The sequence below is a fragment of the Streptomyces sp. NPDC048623 genome (genome assembly GCF_040650755.1).
In the GTDB taxonomy this organism is placed as follows: domain Bacteria; phylum Actinomycetota; class Actinomycetes; order Streptomycetales; family Streptomycetaceae; genus Streptomyces.
Map to the genome: position 1 here is coordinate 46,883 of NZ_JBEZHV010000017.1, position 19,083 is coordinate 65,965.

At 71.2% G+C, this 19,083-nt stretch carries 21 protein-coding genes; 15 read left to right on the forward strand and 6 right to left on the reverse strand.

From position 1 onward, the window contains the following. Positions 1–241: 241 nt before the first annotated feature. The 3 genes from AB0C73_RS23585 (at position 242) to AB0C73_RS23595 (ending at position 2,803) form a co-directional block, all read left to right on the forward strand. Complete coding sequence (locus AB0C73_RS23585) at positions 242–1,195, forward strand: heme o synthase (RefSeq protein ID WP_362533408.1); 954 nt, start codon at positions 242–244, stop codon at positions 1,193–1,195. 104 nt (positions 1,196–1,299) lie between these two features. After that, positions 1,300–1,635, forward strand: coding sequence for a hypothetical protein (locus AB0C73_RS23590; protein WP_362533411.1), 336 nt, complete (start codon positions 1,300–1,302; stop codon positions 1,633–1,635). A gap of 70 nt (positions 1,636–1,705) precedes the next feature. Further along, positions 1,706–2,803, forward strand: coding sequence for an amidohydrolase (locus tag AB0C73_RS23595; RefSeq protein ID WP_362533414.1), 1,098 nt, complete (start codon positions 1,706–1,708; stop codon positions 2,801–2,803). A 111-nt stretch (positions 2,804–2,914) separates the two neighbouring features. Here AB0C73_RS23595 and AB0C73_RS23600 read toward each other — a convergent pair whose 3' ends face one another. The 3 genes from AB0C73_RS23600 to AB0C73_RS23610 form a co-directional block, all read right to left on the reverse strand. Then, positions 2,915–3,883, reverse strand: coding sequence for a COX15/CtaA family protein (locus tag AB0C73_RS23600; RefSeq protein WP_362533417.1), 969 nt, complete (start codon positions 3,881–3,883; stop codon positions 2,915–2,917). 75 nt (positions 3,884–3,958) lie between these two features. Then, positions 3,959–4,723, reverse strand: coding sequence for an ABC transporter permease (locus tag AB0C73_RS23605; protein ID WP_362533419.1), 765 nt, complete (start codon positions 4,721–4,723; stop codon positions 3,959–3,961). Then, entirely contained in the window at positions 4,720–5,655 is a 936-nt protein-coding gene (locus tag AB0C73_RS23610) for an ABC transporter ATP-binding protein (RefSeq protein WP_362533420.1), read from the reverse strand. Before AB0C73_RS23610 ends, AB0C73_RS23605 begins: the two co-directional genes overlap by 4 nt. 91 nt (positions 5,656–5,746) lie before the next feature. On the opposite strand from AB0C73_RS23610, the gene AB0C73_RS23615 reads away from it, so the two are divergent. The 9 genes from AB0C73_RS23615 to AB0C73_RS23655 all read left to right on the forward strand — a co-directional run bounded on the left by AB0C73_RS23615 (position 5,747) and on the right by AB0C73_RS23655 (position 13,219). Next, positions 5,747–6,520, forward strand: a complete 774-nt coding sequence (locus AB0C73_RS23615; RefSeq protein WP_362533422.1) for a DUF72 domain-containing protein — start codon at positions 5,747–5,749, stop codon at positions 6,518–6,520. A 103-nt stretch (positions 6,521–6,623) separates the two neighbouring features. Further along, a complete protein-coding gene (locus AB0C73_RS23620; protein ID WP_362533423.1) occupies positions 6,624–7,367 on the forward strand; it encodes a metalloregulator ArsR/SmtB family transcription factor in 744 nt (247 codons plus the stop codon). Then, complete coding sequence (gene sufB, locus AB0C73_RS23625) at positions 7,364–8,779, forward strand: Fe-S cluster assembly protein SufB (protein ID WP_362533425.1); 1,416 nt, start codon at positions 7,364–7,366, stop codon at positions 8,777–8,779. Before AB0C73_RS23620 ends, sufB begins: the two co-directional genes overlap by 4 nt. Before the next feature lie 82 nt (positions 8,780–8,861). Continuing rightward, positions 8,862–10,040, forward strand: coding sequence for a Fe-S cluster assembly protein SufD (sufD, locus tag AB0C73_RS23630; RefSeq protein WP_362533428.1), 1,179 nt, complete (start codon positions 8,862–8,864; stop codon positions 10,038–10,040). Further along, entirely contained in the window at positions 10,040–10,357 is a 318-nt protein-coding gene (locus AB0C73_RS23635; RefSeq protein ID WP_362533431.1) for a bifunctional 3-phenylpropionate/cinnamic acid dioxygenase ferredoxin subunit, read from the forward strand. Before sufD ends, AB0C73_RS23635 begins: the two co-directional genes overlap by 1 nt. Positions 10,358–10,364: 7 nt before the next feature. Beyond that, positions 10,365–11,129, forward strand: coding sequence for a Fe-S cluster assembly ATPase SufC (sufC, locus tag AB0C73_RS23640; protein ID WP_362533434.1), 765 nt, complete (start codon positions 10,365–10,367; stop codon positions 11,127–11,129). After that, positions 11,126–12,394, forward strand: a complete 1,269-nt coding sequence (locus AB0C73_RS23645; RefSeq protein WP_362533436.1) for a cysteine desulfurase — start codon at positions 11,126–11,128, stop codon at positions 12,392–12,394. The genes sufC and AB0C73_RS23645 overlap by 4 nt, the downstream gene beginning before the upstream one ends. Before the next feature lie 10 nt (positions 12,395–12,404). Next, complete coding sequence (gene sufU / locus AB0C73_RS23650) at positions 12,405–12,866, forward strand: Fe-S cluster assembly sulfur transfer protein SufU (protein WP_362533438.1); 462 nt, start codon at positions 12,405–12,407, stop codon at positions 12,864–12,866. 8 nt (positions 12,867–12,874) lie between these two features. Continuing rightward, positions 12,875–13,219, forward strand: coding sequence for a metal-sulfur cluster assembly factor (locus AB0C73_RS23655; RefSeq protein ID WP_362533682.1), 345 nt, complete (start codon positions 12,875–12,877; stop codon positions 13,217–13,219). Between the two features lie 106 nt (positions 13,220–13,325). On the opposite strand, the gene AB0C73_RS23660 is transcribed toward AB0C73_RS23655, so the two are convergent. Beyond that, complete coding sequence (locus AB0C73_RS23660) at positions 13,326–14,417, reverse strand: oxidoreductase (RefSeq protein WP_362533440.1); 1,092 nt, start codon at positions 14,415–14,417, stop codon at positions 13,326–13,328. 62 nt (positions 14,418–14,479) lie between these two features. Between AB0C73_RS23660 and AB0C73_RS23665 the strand changes: the two genes are divergently transcribed. The 3 genes from AB0C73_RS23665 (at position 14,480) to dapD (ending at position 16,512) form a co-directional block, all read left to right on the forward strand. Then, positions 14,480–14,800 carry a multidrug efflux SMR transporter gene (locus tag AB0C73_RS23665; RefSeq protein WP_362533442.1) on the forward strand — a complete coding sequence of 107 codons (321 nt, stop codon included), beginning with the start codon at positions 14,480–14,482 and terminating at the stop codon, positions 14,798–14,800. Continuing rightward, positions 14,800–15,363, forward strand: coding sequence for a TetR family transcriptional regulator (locus AB0C73_RS23670; RefSeq protein ID WP_362533443.1), 564 nt, complete (start codon positions 14,800–14,802; stop codon positions 15,361–15,363). Before AB0C73_RS23665 ends, AB0C73_RS23670 begins: the two co-directional genes overlap by 1 nt. Positions 15,364–15,528: 165 nt before the next feature. Continuing rightward, the gene (dapD, locus tag AB0C73_RS23675) at positions 15,529–16,512 is read left to right on the forward strand and encodes a 2,3,4,5-tetrahydropyridine-2,6-dicarboxylate N-succinyltransferase (protein WP_362533446.1); all 984 of its coding nucleotides are present in this window, start codon (positions 15,529–15,531) and stop codon (positions 16,510–16,512) included. Positions 16,513–16,566: 54 nt separating this feature from the next. On the opposite strand, the gene AB0C73_RS23680 is transcribed toward dapD, so the two are convergent. Both AB0C73_RS23680 and AB0C73_RS23685 read right to left on the reverse strand, forming a co-directional pair. Beyond that, complete coding sequence (locus AB0C73_RS23680) at positions 16,567–17,013, reverse strand: GNAT family N-acetyltransferase (RefSeq protein ID WP_362533684.1); 447 nt, start codon at positions 17,011–17,013, stop codon at positions 16,567–16,569. Positions 17,014–17,050: 37 nt separating this feature from the next. Then, positions 17,051–18,901 carry an endonuclease/exonuclease/phosphatase family protein gene (locus AB0C73_RS23685; protein WP_362533449.1) on the reverse strand — a complete coding sequence of 617 codons (1,851 nt, stop codon included), beginning with the start codon at positions 18,899–18,901 and terminating at the stop codon, positions 17,051–17,053. Between the last annotated feature and the right edge of the window lie 182 nt (positions 18,902–19,083).

Here is a 19,083-nt window from a genome sequence, read left to right on the forward strand (position 1 = left end):
CGCATACGGCAAGACTGCCGCCGCCCGTGACACTTCGCCTCCCGAGCCGCTCCGCCGCACCTGTCCACCCACTGGGACACACCCCGTGACGCGCCCCGGCGCACACCCTCGAGCGGACCCCGCCAACACGACCCCACCCCCACGAAGTCCGGCACCTGGGCAACGTCTAGAGTGGCGTGGTACGCGCAAGCCTTCACCCCGTCGTCATCCGGGGGGCTTGCTGGGAATTTCTCTGTCAGGGGTGTGCGTGACGGCCGTCGAGTCCCGACCCGCAGGGGTCGTCCTGACCGCCGGCCCGGCGGGCCATCGGCCGTTCGGGGCCCGAGTGAAGGCGTTCGTGGCGCTGACCAAGCCGCGGATCATCGAACTGCTGCTCATCACCACCGTTCCGGTGATGTTCCTTGCCCAACAGGGCGTGCCCGACCTGTGGCTGGTGCTCGCCACCTGCTTCGGCGGCTACCTCTCCGCGGGCGGCGCCAACGCGCTCAACATGTACATCGACCGCGACATCGACGCGGTGATGGACCGCACCTCGCAGCGCCCGCTGGTGACCGGCATGGTCTCCCCGCGCGAGTGCCTCGCCTTCGGCATCACCCTCGGAGTGGTCTCCACCCTCTGGTTCGGACTGCTCGTCAACTGGCTGTCCGCCTGGCTCTCGCTCGGCGCGCTCCTCTTCTACGTCGTCGTCTACACGATGATCCTCAAGCGGCGCACCGCGCAGAACATCGTCTGGGGCGGCATCGCCGGCTGCATGCCCGTCCTCATCGGCTGGTCCGCCGTCACGAACTCGATGTCCTGGGCCGCCGTCATCCTCTTCCTCGTCATCTTCTTCTGGACGCCGCCGCACTACTGGCCGCTGTCGATGAAGGTGAAGGAGGACTACGCGCGGGCCGGCGTGCCGATGCTCCCGGTGCTCGCCTCCAACAAGGCCGTCGCCAAGCAGATCGTGATCTACAGCTGGGTCATGGTCGCGGTCTCGCTGCTGCTCACCCCGCTCGGCTACACCGGCTGGTTCTACACGGCCGTGGCGCTCGCCACCGGCGGCTGGTGGCTGTGGGAGGCACACGCGCTCCTGGGCCGCGCGAAGTCGGAGCTGACCGGCGCGAAGCTCAAGGAGATGCGCCTGTTCCACTGGTCCATCACCTACGTTTCGCTGCTCTTCGTGGCGGTCGCGGTGGACCCCTTCCTGCGCTGACCCCTCCCTGACTTCCTCAGGTCCGGCGGACGGCCGGGGCGCGTGGCCCACGCCACGTTCCCCGGCCGTCGCCACATGATCTACCGCCGAGTAGCATCGTTTTCATGGCAGACACGAAGCAGGCGGGCACCAAGGGCGCGGAGCGCAAGGCGGCCAAGCTGGCCAAGGAGATCAAGGCGTTCGCCGGGAAGCACGGCGGCGCCGAGGGCAAGCTCGCCCACATCGGACAGGCGGGCACCCGCATCGTCCTGGTCGGCGAGGACGGCGGCTGGGGCGACCTGGTGGCCCCCACCTACGCGATCGCCGAGAAGGCCGCCGAGCAGGCCGGCCTGACCCTCCACGAGGAGTTCGACGGCGAGTTCGCCGCCAAGGTCGTCACCGGCCCGTACGAGTGGACCCGCATGGCCGGCATCCAGCTCGGCGGCCCGTCCAACGGCTGAGGCGACAACCTCGCGCGGGGCTCACCCGTTAGGACGGACGGAAGCCGTCCACACGTGGGAGCCCCCTCGCATGACCGACACACCGCGCCTGGTCGACCAGTACTGCCACGGGGTGCTCCGTACGGAGCTCGGCCTCGGCACCTTCGAGCGCCACCTCGCGCCGGCCGGCGCACCGCCCGCCGCGGGCACCACCTTCTTCGACACCCAGACCGGTTTCGCCGTACGCCGCTGGTGCCCGCCGCTGCTCGGCCTCGAACCGCACTGCCCGCCCGCGCACTACCTCGCCCGACGCCGCGAACTCGGCGTCCTGGAGACCGGCCGCCGACTGCTTCGCGCCTCCGGCATCGCCACGTACCTCGTCGACACGGGGCCGCCCGGCGACCTCACCGGGCCCGGCGACCTCACGGGGCCCGGTGAACTGGCCGCCGCCGGCGAGGCCGCCGCGCACGAGATCGTCCGGCTCGAACCGCTCGCCCAGCAGGTCGCCGACACCTCCGGCACCGTCGACGCCTTCCTCGCCAACCTCGCCGACGCCGTCCACGGGGCCGCCGCGTCCGCCGTCGCCTTCTCCTCCGCCGCGGGGCTACGGGGCGGGCTCGCCGCCGTACCCGAGCCGCCCGGACCCGGCGAGGTGCGCGGCGCCGCCGGGCGCTGGCTGGCCCGCCGCCCGGCCGGCGGGCCGGTGGACGACCCGGTGCTGCTTCGCCATCTGCTGTGGGTCGCGGCCGGAGCGGGCCGGCCGCTGCAACTGCACGTGGGGGACCGGGACCCGGGCCCGCTGGCCGGGTTCGCCGCCGCCACCGGCGGCCTCGGCACCGACCTGGTGCTGCTGCACGCCTATCCGCACCACCGCCAGGCGGCCCGGCTCGCCGCCCACTTCCCGCACGTCCACGCCGACCTGGGCCCCGTCGTCGCCCGCACCGGGGCACGGGCCGCCGCGGTGCTCGCCGAGTTCCTGGAGCTGGCCCCGTTCGGCAAGCTGCTCTTCTCCAGCGGCGCCCGCGCCCTGCCGGAGCTGCACGTGGTGGCCGCGAGCGTCTTCCGCGGGGCGCTCGCCCGGGTGCTCGGCGAGTGGGTCGGCGACGGCGCCTGGTCCCGTACGGACGCGCGACGGGTCGCGGGGATGATCGCGGCGGGGAACGCGCGGCGGGTGTACCGGCTGGAGTGACCTTCGTACGGCGGGGAACGCCGCGGCCCCCGGACCGTCGGCGGGACGGTTCCGGGGGCCGGGCGTACGAGCCGTGGCGTACGGGCCGTGGCGTACGGGCCGGGCGGGCGGTCAGGCCTTCGCGAGCTCCGGGTCGGCCTGGGCCGGGATCTCGGCGGGCGCCTCGGGCCGCTCACGCATGCTCAGGGCGAGCCGCAGCACGGCGATCCACATCAGGCACGAGGCGAGCATGTGCGCGGCGACCAGGAGCTCCGGCACGCCGGAGAAGTACTGGATGTAGCCGAGCGCCCCCTGCGCCAGCAGCACGACCAGCAGGTCGCGGGCGCGCGCCCTGGTGTCGTCCGGGGCGTCGACCATGCGCAGCACCAGCCACATCGCCAGGGCGAGCCCGCAGGTCGCCCAGGCGGCGGCGGCGTGCACATGGGCCGCGTTCGTCCAGTCCCACGGCATGCGCGGCACGTCGCTGCTGTCACCGGCGTGCTTGCCGGCGCCGGTCACCGTCGTACCGAGCGTGATGACCACCGCGGAGGCCGCGACGATCGCCCAGGACAGCTTGCGCACCGGGCCCGGCACGCGCGGCTTCGGCGCGGTGTCGCCCTCGCCGGTGCGGTGCCAGGTGATCACGGCGACCGTGAGGAGCGAGTTCGCGGCCAGGAAGTGGCCGGCCACCGTCCACGGGTTGAGGCCCATCCACACCGTGATGCCGCCGATGACGGCGTTGCTCATCACGATCCAGAACTGCGCCCAGGCGAGCCGGGTCAGCGAGCGGCGGCGGGGCTTCACGGAGCGCGCGGCGACGATCGCCCAGCCGACGGCCGCCGACAGGACGTAGGTCAGCATGCGGTTGCCGAACTCGACGAAGCCGTGGAAGCCCTGCTCGGCCGTGACGATCAGGCTGTCGTCCGTGCACTTGGGCCAGGTGTCGCAGCCGAGGCCGGAGGCGGTCAGCCGGACCGCGCCGCCGGTGACGACGATGACCACGCTCATCACGACGGCGGAGAGCGCGGCGCGCCGGAGCGTCCGGGGGGACGGGGTCCAGCGCTGGGCGATGAAGGACAGGGGGGTCTGCACGGAGCCCATCGTAGGACCGGGCTTGTGCGTGTTTTCACGAGGGGGTGGTTACGGGGCGAGTCGCCCCGAAACGTCACTGATCCGCTACTCCCAGCGGAAGAACCGCGCCGCCGCGCCGAGCCCCAGCACCGCCCACACGGCCAGGATCAGGGCGTCGCCCCACGGCATCCCGGCGCCGTGCTGAAGCACGTCCCGCAGCCCGTCGGAGAGCGCCGAGATCGGCAGGAACGCGAGTACGTCGCCCGCCGCGCCGAACTTCTCCAGCGGCACCATCACCCCGCCGCCGACGAGCAGCAGCAGGAAGACCAGGTTGGCGGCGGCCAGCGTCGCCTCGGCCTTCAGGGTGCCCGCCATCAGCAGGCCGAGCCCGGAGAAGGCGGCGGTGCCGAGGACGAGCAGCACGAGCACGGACAGGGGGTTGCCGTGCGGCGACCAGCCGAGCGCGAACGCGATGCCCGTCAGGAGCACCACCTGGAGCAGCTCGGTCACCAGGACGGAGAGGGTCTTGGCGGTCATCAGGGCCCAGCGGGGCAGCGGCGAGGCGCCGAGGCGCTTGAGCACCCCGTAACGGCGCTCGAAGCCGGTGGCGATGGCCAGGCCGGTGAAGGCGGTGGACATCACGGCGAGGGCGAGGACGCCCGGGGCGAGGAAGTCGACGGCCTTGTCGGCGCCGGTCTCGACGATGTCCACCGTCGAGAACAGCACCAGGAGGAGGGAGGGGATGATCACCGTGAGCAGCAGCTGCTCGCCGTTGCGCAGCAGCATCCGGGTCTCCAGCGCGGTCTGCGCGGCGATCATCCGCCCGACCGGCGCGGCTCCGGGCCTCGGCGCGTACGCACCCGTGCTCATGACCTCAGCTCCTTGCCGGTCAGCTCAAGAAAGACGTCTTCGAGGGTGTGACGCTCGACCGAGATCCGGTCCGGCATCACGCCGTGCTGCGCGCACCAGCTGGTGACCGTGGCGAGCAGCTGGGGGTCGACCGTGCCGGTGATCCGGTACGTGCCGGGCAGCGACTCGTCCGCGGAGCAGCCGTCGGGCAGCGCCTTGAGGAGCGAGCCGAGGTCGAGGCCGGGGCGGCCGCTGAAGCGGAGGGTGTTCTCGGCGCCGCCGCGGCACAGCTCCTCGGGGCTGCCCTGGGCGACGACACGGCCGGCGTCGACGATGGCGACGTCGTCGGCGAGTTCCTCGGCCTCGTTCATGAAGTGGGTGGTGAGCACGACGCTCACGCCGTCGGCGCGCAGCTCGCGGACCAGGTCCCAGGTGGCCCGGCGGGCCTGCGGGTCGAGGCCGGCGGTGGGCTCGTCGAGGAAGACGAGCTCGGGGCGCCCGACGACGGCCATGGCCAGGGAGAGCCGCTGCTGCTGGCCGCCGGAGAGGCGCCGGTAGGCGGTGCGCCCGCAGGAGCCGAGGCCGAGGCGTTCGATGAGCGCGTCCACGTCGAGCGGGTGCGCGTGCAGCCTGGCCATGTGGCGGAGCATCTCGTCGGCGCGGGCGCCGGAGTAGACGCCGCCGGACTGGAGCATCACGCCGATGCGGGGGCGCAGGGCGGCGGCGTCGGCGACCGGGTCGAGGCCGAGGACGCGCACGGTGCCGGCGTCCGGTCGGCGGTAGCCCTCGCAGGTCTCGATCGTGGTGGTCTTGCCGGCGCCGTTGGGGCCGAGGACGGCGGTGACGGTGCCGGACCGGACGTCCAGGTCGAGGCCGTCGACGGCGGTCTTCGTCCCGTACCGCTTGACCAGGCCCCGGACCCGGACCGCGGACTCGACGGTCTCGTTTCGCATGCCGGGAAGTCTAAGGACTCGGCGGCGGGTCCGGTTCCGGCGGGGTGGAGGACGTGGCGGGGTGGAGGACGTATCGGGGTAGGGGACGGGTGTGACGGTTTTCGTCGGTACCTCCGGGTGGCAGTACCGGGACTGGCGGGGCGTGCTCTATCCCGAGGGCGTGCCGCAGCGGCTCTGGCTGGAGGAGTACGCGCGGAACTTCGCGGCCGTCGAGAACAACGCCGCCTTCTACCGGCTGCCCGAGCGCGCGACCTTCGCCGAGTGGCGGGAGCGGACGCCTGCGGGTTTCGTGATGGCGGTCAAGGCCAGCCGTTACCTGACTCACATCAAGCGTCTGAAGGATCCGGGGGAGCCGGTGGCCCGCCTGATGGGCCGCGCGGAGGCGCTGGGCGACCGGCTCGGTCCCGTACTGCTCCAGCTGCCGCCGACCCTGCGGGCGGACGCCGGGCTGCTCGACGCGGCGCTCGCCCGTTTCCCGGCGGGGACGCGGGTGGCGGTGGAGCCGCGGCACGACTCGTGGTGGACGGACCGGATCGCGGAGGTCCTTTCCGGCCACGGTGCCGCGCTGTGCTGGGCGGACCGGGGCGGGCGGCCGGTGACGCCGCTGTGGCGGACCGCGGACTGGGGCTATCTGCGGCTGCACGAGGGCCGGGCGCGGCCCTTCCCCTCGTACGGCCGGCAGGCGCTGGTGACCTGGGCGGACCGGATCGGGGAGACCTGGCGCGCCGGGGCCGATGTCTTCGTCTTCTTCAACAACGACGTGGGCGGCGCGGCCGTCCGCAATGCGGAATCCTTCCTCCGTCTGGTGGCATCGGCGGGGCTGGAAACCGCTGGTCAGGGCGGCCGTGATGCGGCCTACGAATGATCGTTCCCGCAGGTCAGGTAAGCCTTACCTGCGTGACGCACCGCACCGCCGCCCGCCCGGACCTCGCTTGTCAGTCCCCGATTAATTACGCAACAATGGCGTTGTGAAAAACGTCGGTGAGGCTCCTGCGGCTGCGGAGGAACTCGCGACCGGTGAGCGGTCCACGCGCAACCGGGTCGCGCGCTCCATCCTGGATCACGGCCCCTCGACCGTCGCCGATCTGGCCGAGCGGCTCCGTCTCACCCAGGCCGCCGTCCGCCGCCACCTCGACTCGCTGGTGGGGGACAACGTCGTGGAGGCGCGCGAGAAGCGGGTCTACGGGACCCGTACCCGCGGCCGCCCCGCCAAGGTCTTCGCGCTCACCGACTGCGGCCGCGACGCCTTCGACCAGTCGTACGACGCGCTCGCCGTCGAGGCCCTGCGCTGGATCGAGCGGAACGCCGGCGGGGAGGCGGCCGTCGCCGCCTTCGCCCGCGACCGGATCGAGGCCCAGGCCGAGTCGTACCGCGCCGCCATAGAGTCCGCCGGCCCGGAGCAGCGCGCCGAGGCCCTGGCCAGAGCGCTGTCGGCCGACGGGTACGCTGCCACCGCGCGGAACGCGCCGGTCGGCGAGCAGCTCTGCCAGCACCACTGCCCGGTCGCCCATGTCGCCGAGCAGTACCCCCAGCTGTGCGAGGCGGAGACGGAGATCTTCTCCCGCCTCCTCGGGACCCACGTCCAGCGCCTGGCCACCATCGCCCACGGCGACGGCGTCTGCACGACGTTCATCCCGCACCTCGCGCACGGCACCCCACAGACCACCGAATCAACAGCATCCGCAAGCACGGCCGGGAGGAACCCCGCATGACCACCGAGATCAGCCACCCCGAGCTCGAGGGCCTGGGTCGGTACGAGTACGGCTGGGCCGACTCGGACGCGGCGGGCGCCTCCGCCAAGCGCGGTCTCTCCGAGGACGTCGTCCGCGACATCTCGGGGAAGAAGAACGAGCCCGAGTGGATGCTGAAGCTGCGCCTCAAGGGTCTGCGGCTGTTCGACAAGAAGCCCATGCCGACCTGGGGCTCCGACCTGTCGGGCATCGACTTCGACAACATCAAGTACTTCGTGCGGTCCACCGAGAAGCAGGCCGAGTCCTGGGAGGACCTGCCGGAGGACATCAAGAACACGTACGACAAGCTCGGCATCCCGGAGGCGGAGAAGCAGCGCCTGGTCGCCGGTGTCGCCGCCCAGTACGAGTCCGAGGTCGTCTACCACCAGATCCGCGAGGACCTGGAGGAGCAGGGCGTCATCTTCGTCGACACCGACACGGCCCTGAAGGAGCACGAGGAGCTCTTCAGGGAGTACTTCGGCACCGTCATCCCGGTCGGCGACAACAAGTTCGCCTCCCTGAACACCGCCGTGTGGTCCGGCGGATCGTTCATCTACGTGCCGAAGGGCGTGCACGTCGAGATCCCGCTCCAGGCCTACTTCCGTATCAACACGGAGAACATGGGCCAGTTCGAGCGGACGCTGATCATCGTCGACGAGGACGCCTACGTCCACTACGTCGAGGGCTGCACCGCCCCGATCTACTCCTCGGACTCGCTGCACAGCGCCGTGGTCGAGATCATCGTCAAGAAGGGCGGCCGCTGCCGCTACACGACCATCCAGAACTGGTCGAACAACGTCTACAACCTGGTGACCAAGCGCGCCGTCGCCTACGAGGGCGCCACCATGGAGTGGGTCGACGGCAACATCGGCTCCAAGGTCACCATGAAGTACCCGGCCGTCTACCTGATGGGCGAGCACGCCAAGGGCGAGACCCTGTCCATCGCCTTCGCCGGCGAGGGCCAGCACCAGGACGCCGGCGCCAAGATGGTCCACATGGCGCCGAACACCTCGTCGAGCATCGTCTCGAAGTCGGTGGCCCGCGGCGGCGGCCGCACCTCCTACCGCGGTCTGATCGAGATCGGCGAGGGCGCCCCCGGCGCCAAGTCCAACGTGCTGTGCGACGCGCTGCTCGTCGACACGATCTCCCGCTCGGACACGTACCCCTACGTGGACGTCCGCGAGGACGACGTCACCATGGGCCACGAGGCGACCGTCTCCAAGGTCTCCGAGGACCAGCTCTTCTACCTGATGCAGCGCGGCCTGACCGAGCAGGAGGCCATGGCGATGATCGTGCGCGGCTTCGTCGAGCCGATCGCCAAGGAGCTGCCGATGGAGTACGCGCTGGAGCTCAACCGGCTGATCGAGCTGCAGATGGAAGGCGCGGTCGGCTGACGCCGCAAGGCCCCCGTCCCACCCCGCCCCGTACGCAGCGACCGATTTCTTTGTGATGCAGGAAGAGAGCAAGACGACAGCCATGGCTGAGGCTCAGAACATCCCGGCGGGCTCCACCACCGCCGGCTCGATCGCGGTGGCCGCCGAGTCCACCGTCGCCACGCGCATGAGCGCCCCGCCGTCCTTCGACGTCGCGGACTTCCCGATCCCGCACGGCCGCGAGGAGGAGTGGCGCTTCACGCCGCTGGAGCGGCTGCGCGGCCTGCACGACGGCACCGCCGTCGCGAGCGGCGAGGGCGTCCGCGTCGAGATCGAGGCCCCCGAGGGCGTCACCGTGGAGACCGTCGGCCGGGACGACGCCCGCCTCGGCAAGGCCAAGCCGGTCGACCGGGTCGCCGCCCAGGCGTACACCTCCTTCGAGAAGGCCGGTGTCGTCACCGTCGCCAAGGAGGCCGTGCTCACCGAGCCGATCCGGATCTCCGTGCACGGCGAGGGCGGTGCCGCCTTCGGCCACCAGGTGATCGAGCTCGGCGCCTTCGCCGAGGCCCTGGTCGTCATCGACCACACCGGCGACGCGGTGCTCGCCGCCAACGTCGACTACGTGCTCGGCGACGGCGCCAAGCTCACCGTGGTCTCCGTCCAGGACTGGGACGAGAAGGCCGTCCACGTCGCCCAGCACAACGCGCTGGTCGGCCGCGACGCCACCTTCAAGTCGGTCGTGGTGACCTTCGGCGGCGACCTGGTGCGCATCCACCCGCGCGTGGAGTACGCCGGCCCCGGCGGCCAGGCCGAGCTGCTCGGCCTCTACTTCACCGACGCCGGCCAGCACCACGAGCACCGCCTGCTGGTCGACCACAACACCCCGCACTGCACCTCCAACGTGGCCTACAAGGGCGCGCTGCAGGGCCAGGACGCGCACGCGGTGTGGATCGGCGACGTGCTGATCCAGGCCGCCGCCGAGGGCACCGACACCTACGAGCTCAACCGGAACCTCGTCCTCACCGACGGCGCCCGGGTCGACTCCGTGCCGAACCTGGAGATCGAGACCGGCGAGATCGCCGGCGCCGGCCACGCCTCCGCCACCGGCCGCTTCGACGACGAGCAGCTCTTCTACCTGATGGCCCGCGGCATCCCGGAGACCGAGGCCCGCCGCCTGGTCGTCCGCGGCTTCTTCGCCGAGCTGGTCCAGCAGATCGGTCTGCCGGACGTCGAGGAGCGCCTGATCGCCAAGATCGAGGCCGAGCTGGAGGCTTCCGTCTGATGGCCTTCGTCCGCGTCTGCGCGCTGAGCGAGCTGGAGACCGACACCCCGCGGCGGGTCGAGGTCGACGGCACGCCGGTGTCCGTCGTCCGTACCGAGGGCGAGGTGTTCGCGATCCACGACATCTGCTCGCACGCGAACGTCTCCCTCTCCGAGGGCGAGGTCGAGGACTGCCAGATCGAGTGCTGGCTGCACGGCTCCAGCTTCGACCTGCGCACCGGCAAGCCGTCCGGCCTCCCCGCGACGCGCCCCGTCCCCGTATACCCCGTAAAGATCGAAGGGGACGATGTGCTCGTCTCCGTCACCCAGGAGTCCTGAGTCACCCATGGCAACGCTTGAAATCCACGACCTGCACGTCTCCGTCGAGGCCGAGAACGGTCCGCGTGAGATCCTCAAGGGTGTCGACCTGACCATCAAGCAGGGCGAGACCCACGCCGTCATGGGCCCCAACGGCTCCGGCAAGTCGACCCTGGCGTACTCGCTGGCCGGCCACCCGAAGTACACGGTCACCGGCGGCACCGTCACCCTCGACGGCGAGGACGTCCTGGCGATGACGGTCGACGAGCGTGCCCGCGCCGGCGTCTTCCTCGCCATGCAGTACCCGGTCGAGGTCCCCGGTGTCTCGGTCTCCAACTTCCTGCGCACCTCCGCCACCGCCGTCCGCGGCGAGGCGCCGAAGCTGCGGCTGTGGGTGAAGGAGGTCAAGGAGGCCATGGCGAAGCTGCAGATGGACCCGGCCTTCGCCGAGCGCAACGTCAACGAGGGCTTCTCCGGCGGTGAGAAGAAGCGCCACGAGATCCTCCAGCTGGAGCTCCTCAAGCCGCGGATCGCCATCCTCGACGAGACCGACTCCGGCCTCGACGTCGACGCCCTGCGCATCGTCTCCGAGGGCGTCAACCGCGTCCGCGAGGGCGGTGAGGTCGGCACGCTGCTGATCACGCACTACACGCGGATCCTCCGCTACATCAAGCCTGATTTCGTTCACGTCTTCGCGAACGGCCGCGTCGTCGAGTCCGGCGGTGCCGAGCTCGCCGACCAGCTCGAGAACGAGGGCTACGACAAGTACGTGAAGGGTGGCGCATCCGCGTGACTTCCGCCCATCCGGGGCTGACCGGCCTCCTCGACACCGAGGCGATCCGCAAGGACTTCCCGCTCCTGGACCGTCTGGTCCACGACGGCAAGAAGATCGTCTACCTGGACTCCGCGGCGACCTCGCAGAAGCCGCGGCAGGTGCTTGAGGCGCTCAACACCTACTACGAGCGGCACAACGCGAACGTGCACCGCGGCGTCTACACGGTCGCCGAGGAGGCCACCGCGCTGTACGAGGGCGCCCGCGACAAGGTCGCCGCCTTCATCAACGCGCCGAGCCGCGACGAGGTGATCTTCACCAAGAACGCCTCCGAGTCGCTCAACCTCGTGGCCAACATGCTGGGCTGGGCCGACGAGCCCTACCGGGTGGACCACGAGACCGAGATCGTCATCACGGAGATGGAGCACCACTCCAACATCGTGCCGTGGCAGCTGCTCGCGCAGCGCACCGGCGCGAAGCTGAAGTGGTTCGGCCTCACCGACGAGGGCCGTCTCGACCTGTCGAACATCGACGAGATCATCACCGAGAAGACGAAGATCGTCTCCTTCACCCTGGTCTCCAACCTGCTCGGCACCTACAACCCGGTCGAGACCATCGTCCGGCGCGCCCAGGAGGTCGGTGCGCTGGTCTGCATCGACGCCTCCCAGGCGGCCCCGCACATGGTGCTCGACGTGCAGGCGCTGCAGGCCGACTTCGTGGCCTTCACCGGCCACAAGATGTGCGGCCCGACCGGCATCGGCGTGCTGTGGGGACGGCAGGAGCTCCTGGAGGACCTGCCGCCCTTCCTCGGCGGCGGCGAGATGATCGAGACCGTCTCGATGCACTCCTCCACCTACGCGCCGGCCCCGCACAAGTTCGAGGCGGGTACGCCCCCGATCGCCCAGGCCGTCGGCCTCGGCGCGGCCGTGGACTACCTGTCGGCGATCGGCATGGAGAACATCCAGCGCCACGAGCACGCGATCACCGAGTACGCCGTCCGCCGCCTCCAGGAGGTGCCGGACCTGCGGATCATCGGTCCCACCACGGCCGAGGACCGTGGCGCGGCGATCTCCTTCGTGCTCGGCGACATCCACCCGCACGACGTCGGCCAGGTCCTCGACGAGCAGGGCATCGCGGTCCGGGTCGGCCACCACTGCGCGCGGCCGGTCTGCCTGCGGTACGGAATTCCTGCGACCACGCGGGCGTCGTTCTATCTGTACTCCACCCCGGCCGAGGTCGACGCTCTGGTCGAGGGGCTGGAGCACGTACGGAACTTCTTCGGATAGGGCTGGACCTGTGAAGCTGGATTCGATGTACCAGGACGTCATCCTGGACCACTACAAGCACCCGCACGGGCGGGGCTTGCGGCCCGGCGACGCCGAGGTGCACCACGTCAATCCGACGTGCGGCGACGAGATCACGCTGCGTGTGAAGTACGACGGGGAGCGCATCGAGGACGTGTCGTACGAGGGCCAGGGCTGCTCCATCAGCCAGGCCTCGGCCTCCGTGCTCAACGAGCTCCTGGTCGGCAAGGACCTCGCCGAGGCGCAGAAGATCCAGGGCACGTTCCTGGAGCTGATGCAGTCCAAGGGCAGGATCGAGCCGGACGACGCGATGGAGGAGATCCTGGAGGACGCGGTCGCGTTCGCCGGAGTCTCCAAGTACCCGGCCCGGGTGAAGTGCGCGCTGCTCAGCTGGATGGCGTGGAAGGACGCGACCGCCCAGGCGCTGGGTGACGCGGAGAGGAAGTCGGCATGACCGAGAACGTGACCGAGACCGAGACCGCCGGGGCCACGATCAAGCCGGCCTCCGAGGAGGAGATCCGCGAGGCGCTGTACGACGTCGTCGACCCCGAGCTGGGCATCGACGTGGTCAACCTGGGCCTCATCTACGGCATCCACATCGACGACTCCAACGTCGCGACGCTGGACATGACCCTGACGTCGGCGGCCTGTCCGCTGACCGACGTGATCGAGGACCAGGCGAAGGCCGCCACCGACGGCATCGTCAACGAGCTGAAGATCAACTGGGTCTGGATGCCGCCGTGGGGCCCCGACAAGATCACCGACGACGGCCGCGAGCAGCTGCGGGCGCTCGGCTTCAACGTCTGACCTTCAACGTCTGACCGATGCCGTAGGCATACGCGAAGGGCCGCACTCCTGTGGGGGTGCGGCCCTTCGCGCTGTACGGGGGCCCGCTGTACGGAGGGCCCGCCGCTCAGCCGGTGTGCTCGGCGGTCTGCTGGGCGGCCTGCTGAGCCAGGGCCGGGGCCAGGTTCTCCCCACGGATGCGCCGGTCGACGTAGACCAGGCCCATGACCAGCGGCTGGAAGGGGGCGATGAAGGCCTGGGTGACGACGCTCGCGATCGCGAGGACCGCCATCACGCCGCCGAGGGCGGAGAACACCTCGCCCGGGGTGACCTCGTCGCCCGGCTGGAAGGTCAGCATCGGGAGACCGGCCGCGGCCTGGACCACCTGCTGGATCGCGAAGTTGACCATGCCGGCGATCGCGCCGGCGGCGATCAGGCAGCCGAAGGTCCGCCACCAGGAGCCCTTGACGAGGGCGGAGGAGCGGCGCAGGGAGCCCATGGCGCTCTGCTGCTCGATGACGGCGACCGTCGGGGCCAGGCTGAACTTGATCTGCAGCCAGAGCGCCAGCGGCACCATCGCCATGGTGACGAGGAAGAACAGCGCGCCGGTGACGGCCAGGCCCTGCCCGTCGTCCATGCCGGCGTGGTCCGAGGCGGCGACGGCCGAGACGATCCCCGCCATCAGGAAGGCGAAGCCGGCCAGGGCGAGCAGCATCGGCAGCATGGTGGCGAGGGCGGTCAGGACGAGCGAGCCGAGCACCGCGCCGAGCCGCGACCAGGCGCGCTGCCAGGTCTCGGCGAAGCCGATCGGGCGGCCGAGGACCGCCTCCTGGAGCACGGCCGGGGCGGCCGCGGAGACCAGCGCGTTGGCGAGGACGAGCGCGACCATCGCCGCCAGCCAGACGCAGACGAACGCGACGATCATCGGCGTCACGTCCGAGACGTCCGGCGTTTCGCCCGCGGGTGTGTCGAAGAGCCGGGTCACCTGGTCGCCGACGGCGGCCCAGGCGGCGAGCAGCGCGCCGCCCACCACCAGGCCGAGGCCCGTGTAGGCGGCCAGGGCCACGCCGACGAGCGGCTTCCAGTAACGGCCGTAGGTGCTGAAGGCGCCGGTCAGGATCTCGCTGAAGCCGAGCGGCGCCAGGGGTATGACGCCGGGTTTCGGCGGGGGAGGCGGGGGCGGGTAGCCGTATCCGTACGGCCCCTGGGCGTATGTCATGCGCACACCGTAGCGGCAGGCACTGCGTACGGGCGTACACAGCGATGCGTACACTCGTACACATGGGATACGGACTGCTCGCGGGGGCCATAGCGGCCGAGATCATCGCCACCACCTCCATGAAGTACAGCGACGGTTTCTCCAGGTTCTGGCCCTCGCTGATCACCGGAGTCGGCTATCTCGTCACCTTCGCGCTCCTCGCCCGGGCGCTCAAGACCCTCCAGGTCGGCACCGCCTACGCGATCTGGTCCGGCGTTGGCACCGCCGCCGTCGCCGTCATCGGCTTCCTCTTCCTCGGCGAGAACCTGAACGCCGCCAAGATCACCGGCATCGTGCTGATCATCGTTGGCGTCGCCGTCCTCAATCTCGGCGGAGCCCACTGATGGGCGCCGCCCGCGCCGCCGCCCGCCCCCGGCGGTACGACCCCGAACGGCGGGAGCGGATCGTCGACGCCGCGCTGCGGGTCGTCGGGCGCGCCGGGATCGCCGGCCTGAGCCATCGCACGGTGGCCGCCGAGGCCGACGTGCCGCTCGGCTCCACCACGTACCACTTCGCCTCCCTCGACGAACTCCTCGTCGCCGCCCTGCGCCGGGTCAACGCCACCTTCGCCGAAGAGCTCCGCGGCAGTCCCGCGCTCGCCGGACCGGACCTCGCCGGCGGCCTCGCCCGGATCATGGGGGAGTGGCTGGGCGCGGAGCGGACCGGGGTGGAGCTGGAGTACGAGCTGTATCTCGCCGCCCTGCGCCGCCCCGCGCTGCGGCCCGTCGCCGCGGAGTGGGCCGAGGCCGTCGTCGCCGTCCTCGCCCCGCGCACCGGACCGGTCACCGCCAGGGCGCTGGTCGCCCTCATGGACGGCATCGCGCTGCAGGTGCTGCTGACGGGCGTCGGGTACGACGAGGCGTACGCGCGCGAGATGCTGGCCAGGATCCTGAACGGGGGATCCTGAACGAGGGAGCCTGAACGGAGGATCCTGAGCCCGGGAACCTGAGGCCGGGATCCTGAACGAAGGCCCCAACGGCCCGGCCCCGGGCTCGTCGGAAACCACGGACGGGCGGACCGCCGGCTGAGACCGGTTGGCCCGCGCGGGGGCCCGACCGTTAGGTTTTCCGTCATGACCTCTGCTCCTCGCTCCACCGGCGCCGTCGCCGCCGGCCTCGCCACCATCGCCGGCGACGGCACCGTTCTCGACACCTGGTTCCCCGCCCCCGAGCTGATCGAGGCGCCCGGCCCGGCCGGCACCGAGCGCCTGAGCGCCGACGCCGCCGTCAACGCCCTCGGCGAGGGTGCCGCCAAGGCCCTCGGCGTGGACGCCCGCCGCGGGGTCGAGGTGGTCGCCGTGCGCACCGTCATCGCCTCCCTCGACGACAAGCCGCTCGACGCCCACGACGCCTACCTGCGCCTGCACCTGCTGAGCACCCGCCTGGTGAAGCCGCACGGCCAGAACCTGGACGGCGTCTTCGGGCTGCTCGCCAACGTCGCCTGGACCTCGCTGGGCCCGGTCGCCGTCGACGACATCGAGAAGGTGCGGCTCAACGCCCGCGCCGAGGGCCTGCACCTGTCGGTCACCTCGATCGACAAGTTCCCCCGCATGACCGACTACGTCGTGCCCGCCGGCGTGCGCATCGCCGACGCCGACCGGGTGCGCCTCGGCGCCCACCTGGCGGCCGGCACCACCGTCATGCACGAGGGCTTCGTCAACTTCAACGCCGGCACCCTGGGCACCTCCATGGTCGAGGGCCGCATCTCCGCCGGTGTCGTCGTCGGCGACGGCTCCGACATCGGCGGCGGCGCCTCCACCATGGGCACCCTGTCCGGCGGCGGCAACGTGATCATCTCCATCGGCGAGCGCTGCCTGATCGGCGCCGAGGCGGGCGTCGGCATCGCGCTCGGCGACGAGTGCGTCGTCGAGGCCGGTCTGTACGTCACGGCCGGCACCCGGGTCACCATGCCCGACGGCCAGGTGGTCAAGGCCCGTGAGCTGTCCGGCGCCTCGAACATCCTCTTCCGCCGCAACTCGGTCACCGGCACCGTCGAGGCCCGCCCGAACAACGCGGTCTGGGGCGGCCTCAACGAGATCCTGCACAGCCACAACTGAGCCACTGCGTGGCGAACGAACGGCCCGTCGCCCCTCACCGGGGGCGGCGGGCCGTCACAGTGCGAGCTTGAAGCCGTCGTGGCTGCGGGCGAAGCCCAGCGAGTCGTAGAAGCGGTGGGCGTCGGTCCGGGACTTGTTGCTGGTCAGCTGGACGAGCGCGCAGCCACGGGCCTCGGCCCGGGCGATCACCCGGCGCATCAGCTCGCGGCCGAGCCCGCCGCCGCGTCGGTCGGCCCGGATGCGCACGGCCTCGATCAGGGCCCGCTCGGCGCCGCCCTTGCCGAGGCCGGGGATGTAGGTGACCTGGAGGCAGCCCACGACGAGATCCCGGTCGTCCACGAGCACAAGGATCTCGTTGCGCGCGTCGGCCTCGATGTCCGCGAAGGCCCGCTCGTGGGCGGGGGTCACGGTCACCGAGGCCGGGTCCACCACCCGCTCCTCGTCGGCGAGGAGCGCGAGGACGGCGGGCAGCTCGGCACGGGTGGCGGGACGCAGGACGATCACGGCCGCAGTCTCGCACACCCGTGCGCACGGTCGGTCAGGGGCGGAAGCGCAGCACCTGCGGGTCGTGGTCGCTGTTCTGGTCCGCGAACTCCGCGTTGATGTGCACGCTGTCGTACTCGAAGTGGTGCACCCCGGGGCTGGTCAGGATCTGGTCGAGGACCTGGCTGTTGCCCTGGTAGACGTACGAGTAGCGCTCGCTCTCCGGCAGCGACAGCATGGCCGGGAACAGCGCGCCGTCGGCGGTCATCGCCTGCGTGGTGCCGGAGAACTCGAAGTCGTTCATGTCGCCGACGACGAGCACGTCCGCCTGCTTGTCGAGCGCCTCGATGTCCTTGACGAAGGTGTTGACGGCCTGCGCCTGGAGCCGCCGCTTGACCTCGGAGGAACGGGTCGGCGGCTGGTGGTGGGAGACGATCGACTCGTCGCCGCCCTTCGAGCTGAGGTGGTTCGCGATCACGATCACCGTGCGGCCGCGGAAGCGGAACTCGCCCGCGAGCGGCTTGCGGCTGTCCACCCACGCGGCGTTCGACGGGTCGATCCGGCCGGGGGAGACGGTCAGGTGCGCGTCGCCCTCGGTGCCGGTGACCGCGGTCGCGGTGGTGGCGTCGCCGCCCGGGCGGTCCACGAAGGAGACCCGCTCGGGGTTGAAGAGGAAGACCTGACGGATGTTGCCGCCGGGCTCGCCGCCGTCCTTGAGGTTCTCGGGGTCGACCGAGCGCCACTCGTACGCCGGGCCGCCGGCCGCGACGATCGCCGCGGTGAACTTCTTCAGCGTCTCGCCGGCCGTCACCGTGCCGTCGTTCTTGGCGCCGTTGTCGTCCTGGATCTCCTCCAGGGCGACGATGTCCGGGGAGGCCAGGTTCTCGACGACCGCCTTGGCGAGCGCGTCGAACTTCGTCTGCGGGTCGGACGGGTCGAGGTTCTCGACGTTGTACGTGGCGACGGCCAGCTCGTTCTTGTGCTGGCGGTCCGTCACCTCGCGCTCCAGGCCCAGGTCCACACTCTGCCCGAGCTCGTTGGCGACCAGGGTGTAGCCGCCGTACTGGTTGAAGTCCAGCGGGCCCTCGGTGGTGCCGGCCAGCCAGTCGCCGACGTTCAGCTTCGGGAAGGGCTGCTGTGCGACCGGGGCCAGCGTCTGGATCTGGAGCCGGCCGGTGTTCTGGGAGTCGTACGAGCCGTAGACCGTGCCGCCGCGGAGGTTGTCGTTCTCGAACGGCTTCACCGTCACCCAGAGCTCGTTGTACGGGTCGGTGGCGCCGACCACGCGCGAGGAGCCGATCCGGACGTTGGTGCCCTCCAGGGACTCGTAGTAGTCCAGGGCGTACTTCCTCGGCTCCAGGGGCAGCCCGTTGACCGAGCCGCCGGCCGCCGGGTCGCCCTCGGGGGCGTACGCGCCGGGCACGGAGAACGCCGAGACGGTGACCGGGGCCGGGACCGGGTTGCCGGAGGAGAGCACGGTGACGGTCGGCTTGGACAGCTCCGTCAGCGACTGGTTCCCTGAGGTCAGACCGCCCGGGACGTACTCGGTGACCGTCGCGTCGACGCTGACGGCGTCGCCGACGGCGACCTTCGGGACCGAGCTGGTGAAGACGAAGACGCCCTCGCTGGTGGCGGGGTTCGCGTCGGCCTGCGGGTCCTGCATCCAGAAGCCGCGCGTGCCGTAGGTGCGCACGCCGGTGACGACGCCGGTCACGCCGGTGACCTGCTTGCCGGCCAGCGGCGAGACGCGGGTGGTGCCCTGGATGTCGTGGATCCGGACGCGGGCCGTGTCGTCGGCCGCTGTGGCGTCGTCGGCCGCGGCGGCCGTGCCGCCGAGCAGGCCGGCGGCGAGGGCGGCGGAGACGAGGGCGGCCACGGCGGCCGATCTCGGTATGGAGGAAGACATCAAGGTGCTCCGTGAGGGGTTGGACGAACAATCGAACGATCTACGCGCGTCAATCTCGTTGTATGACAGTCGACTTGTCAAGGCTCGACGGGTGTACGAAGGCTGACGCCCGGGTGAACCGCCGGACGGCCCCGCGAATGCGTCTACGCTGAAGGCCGCTCGAAGCACATCGCGTGCCGGCG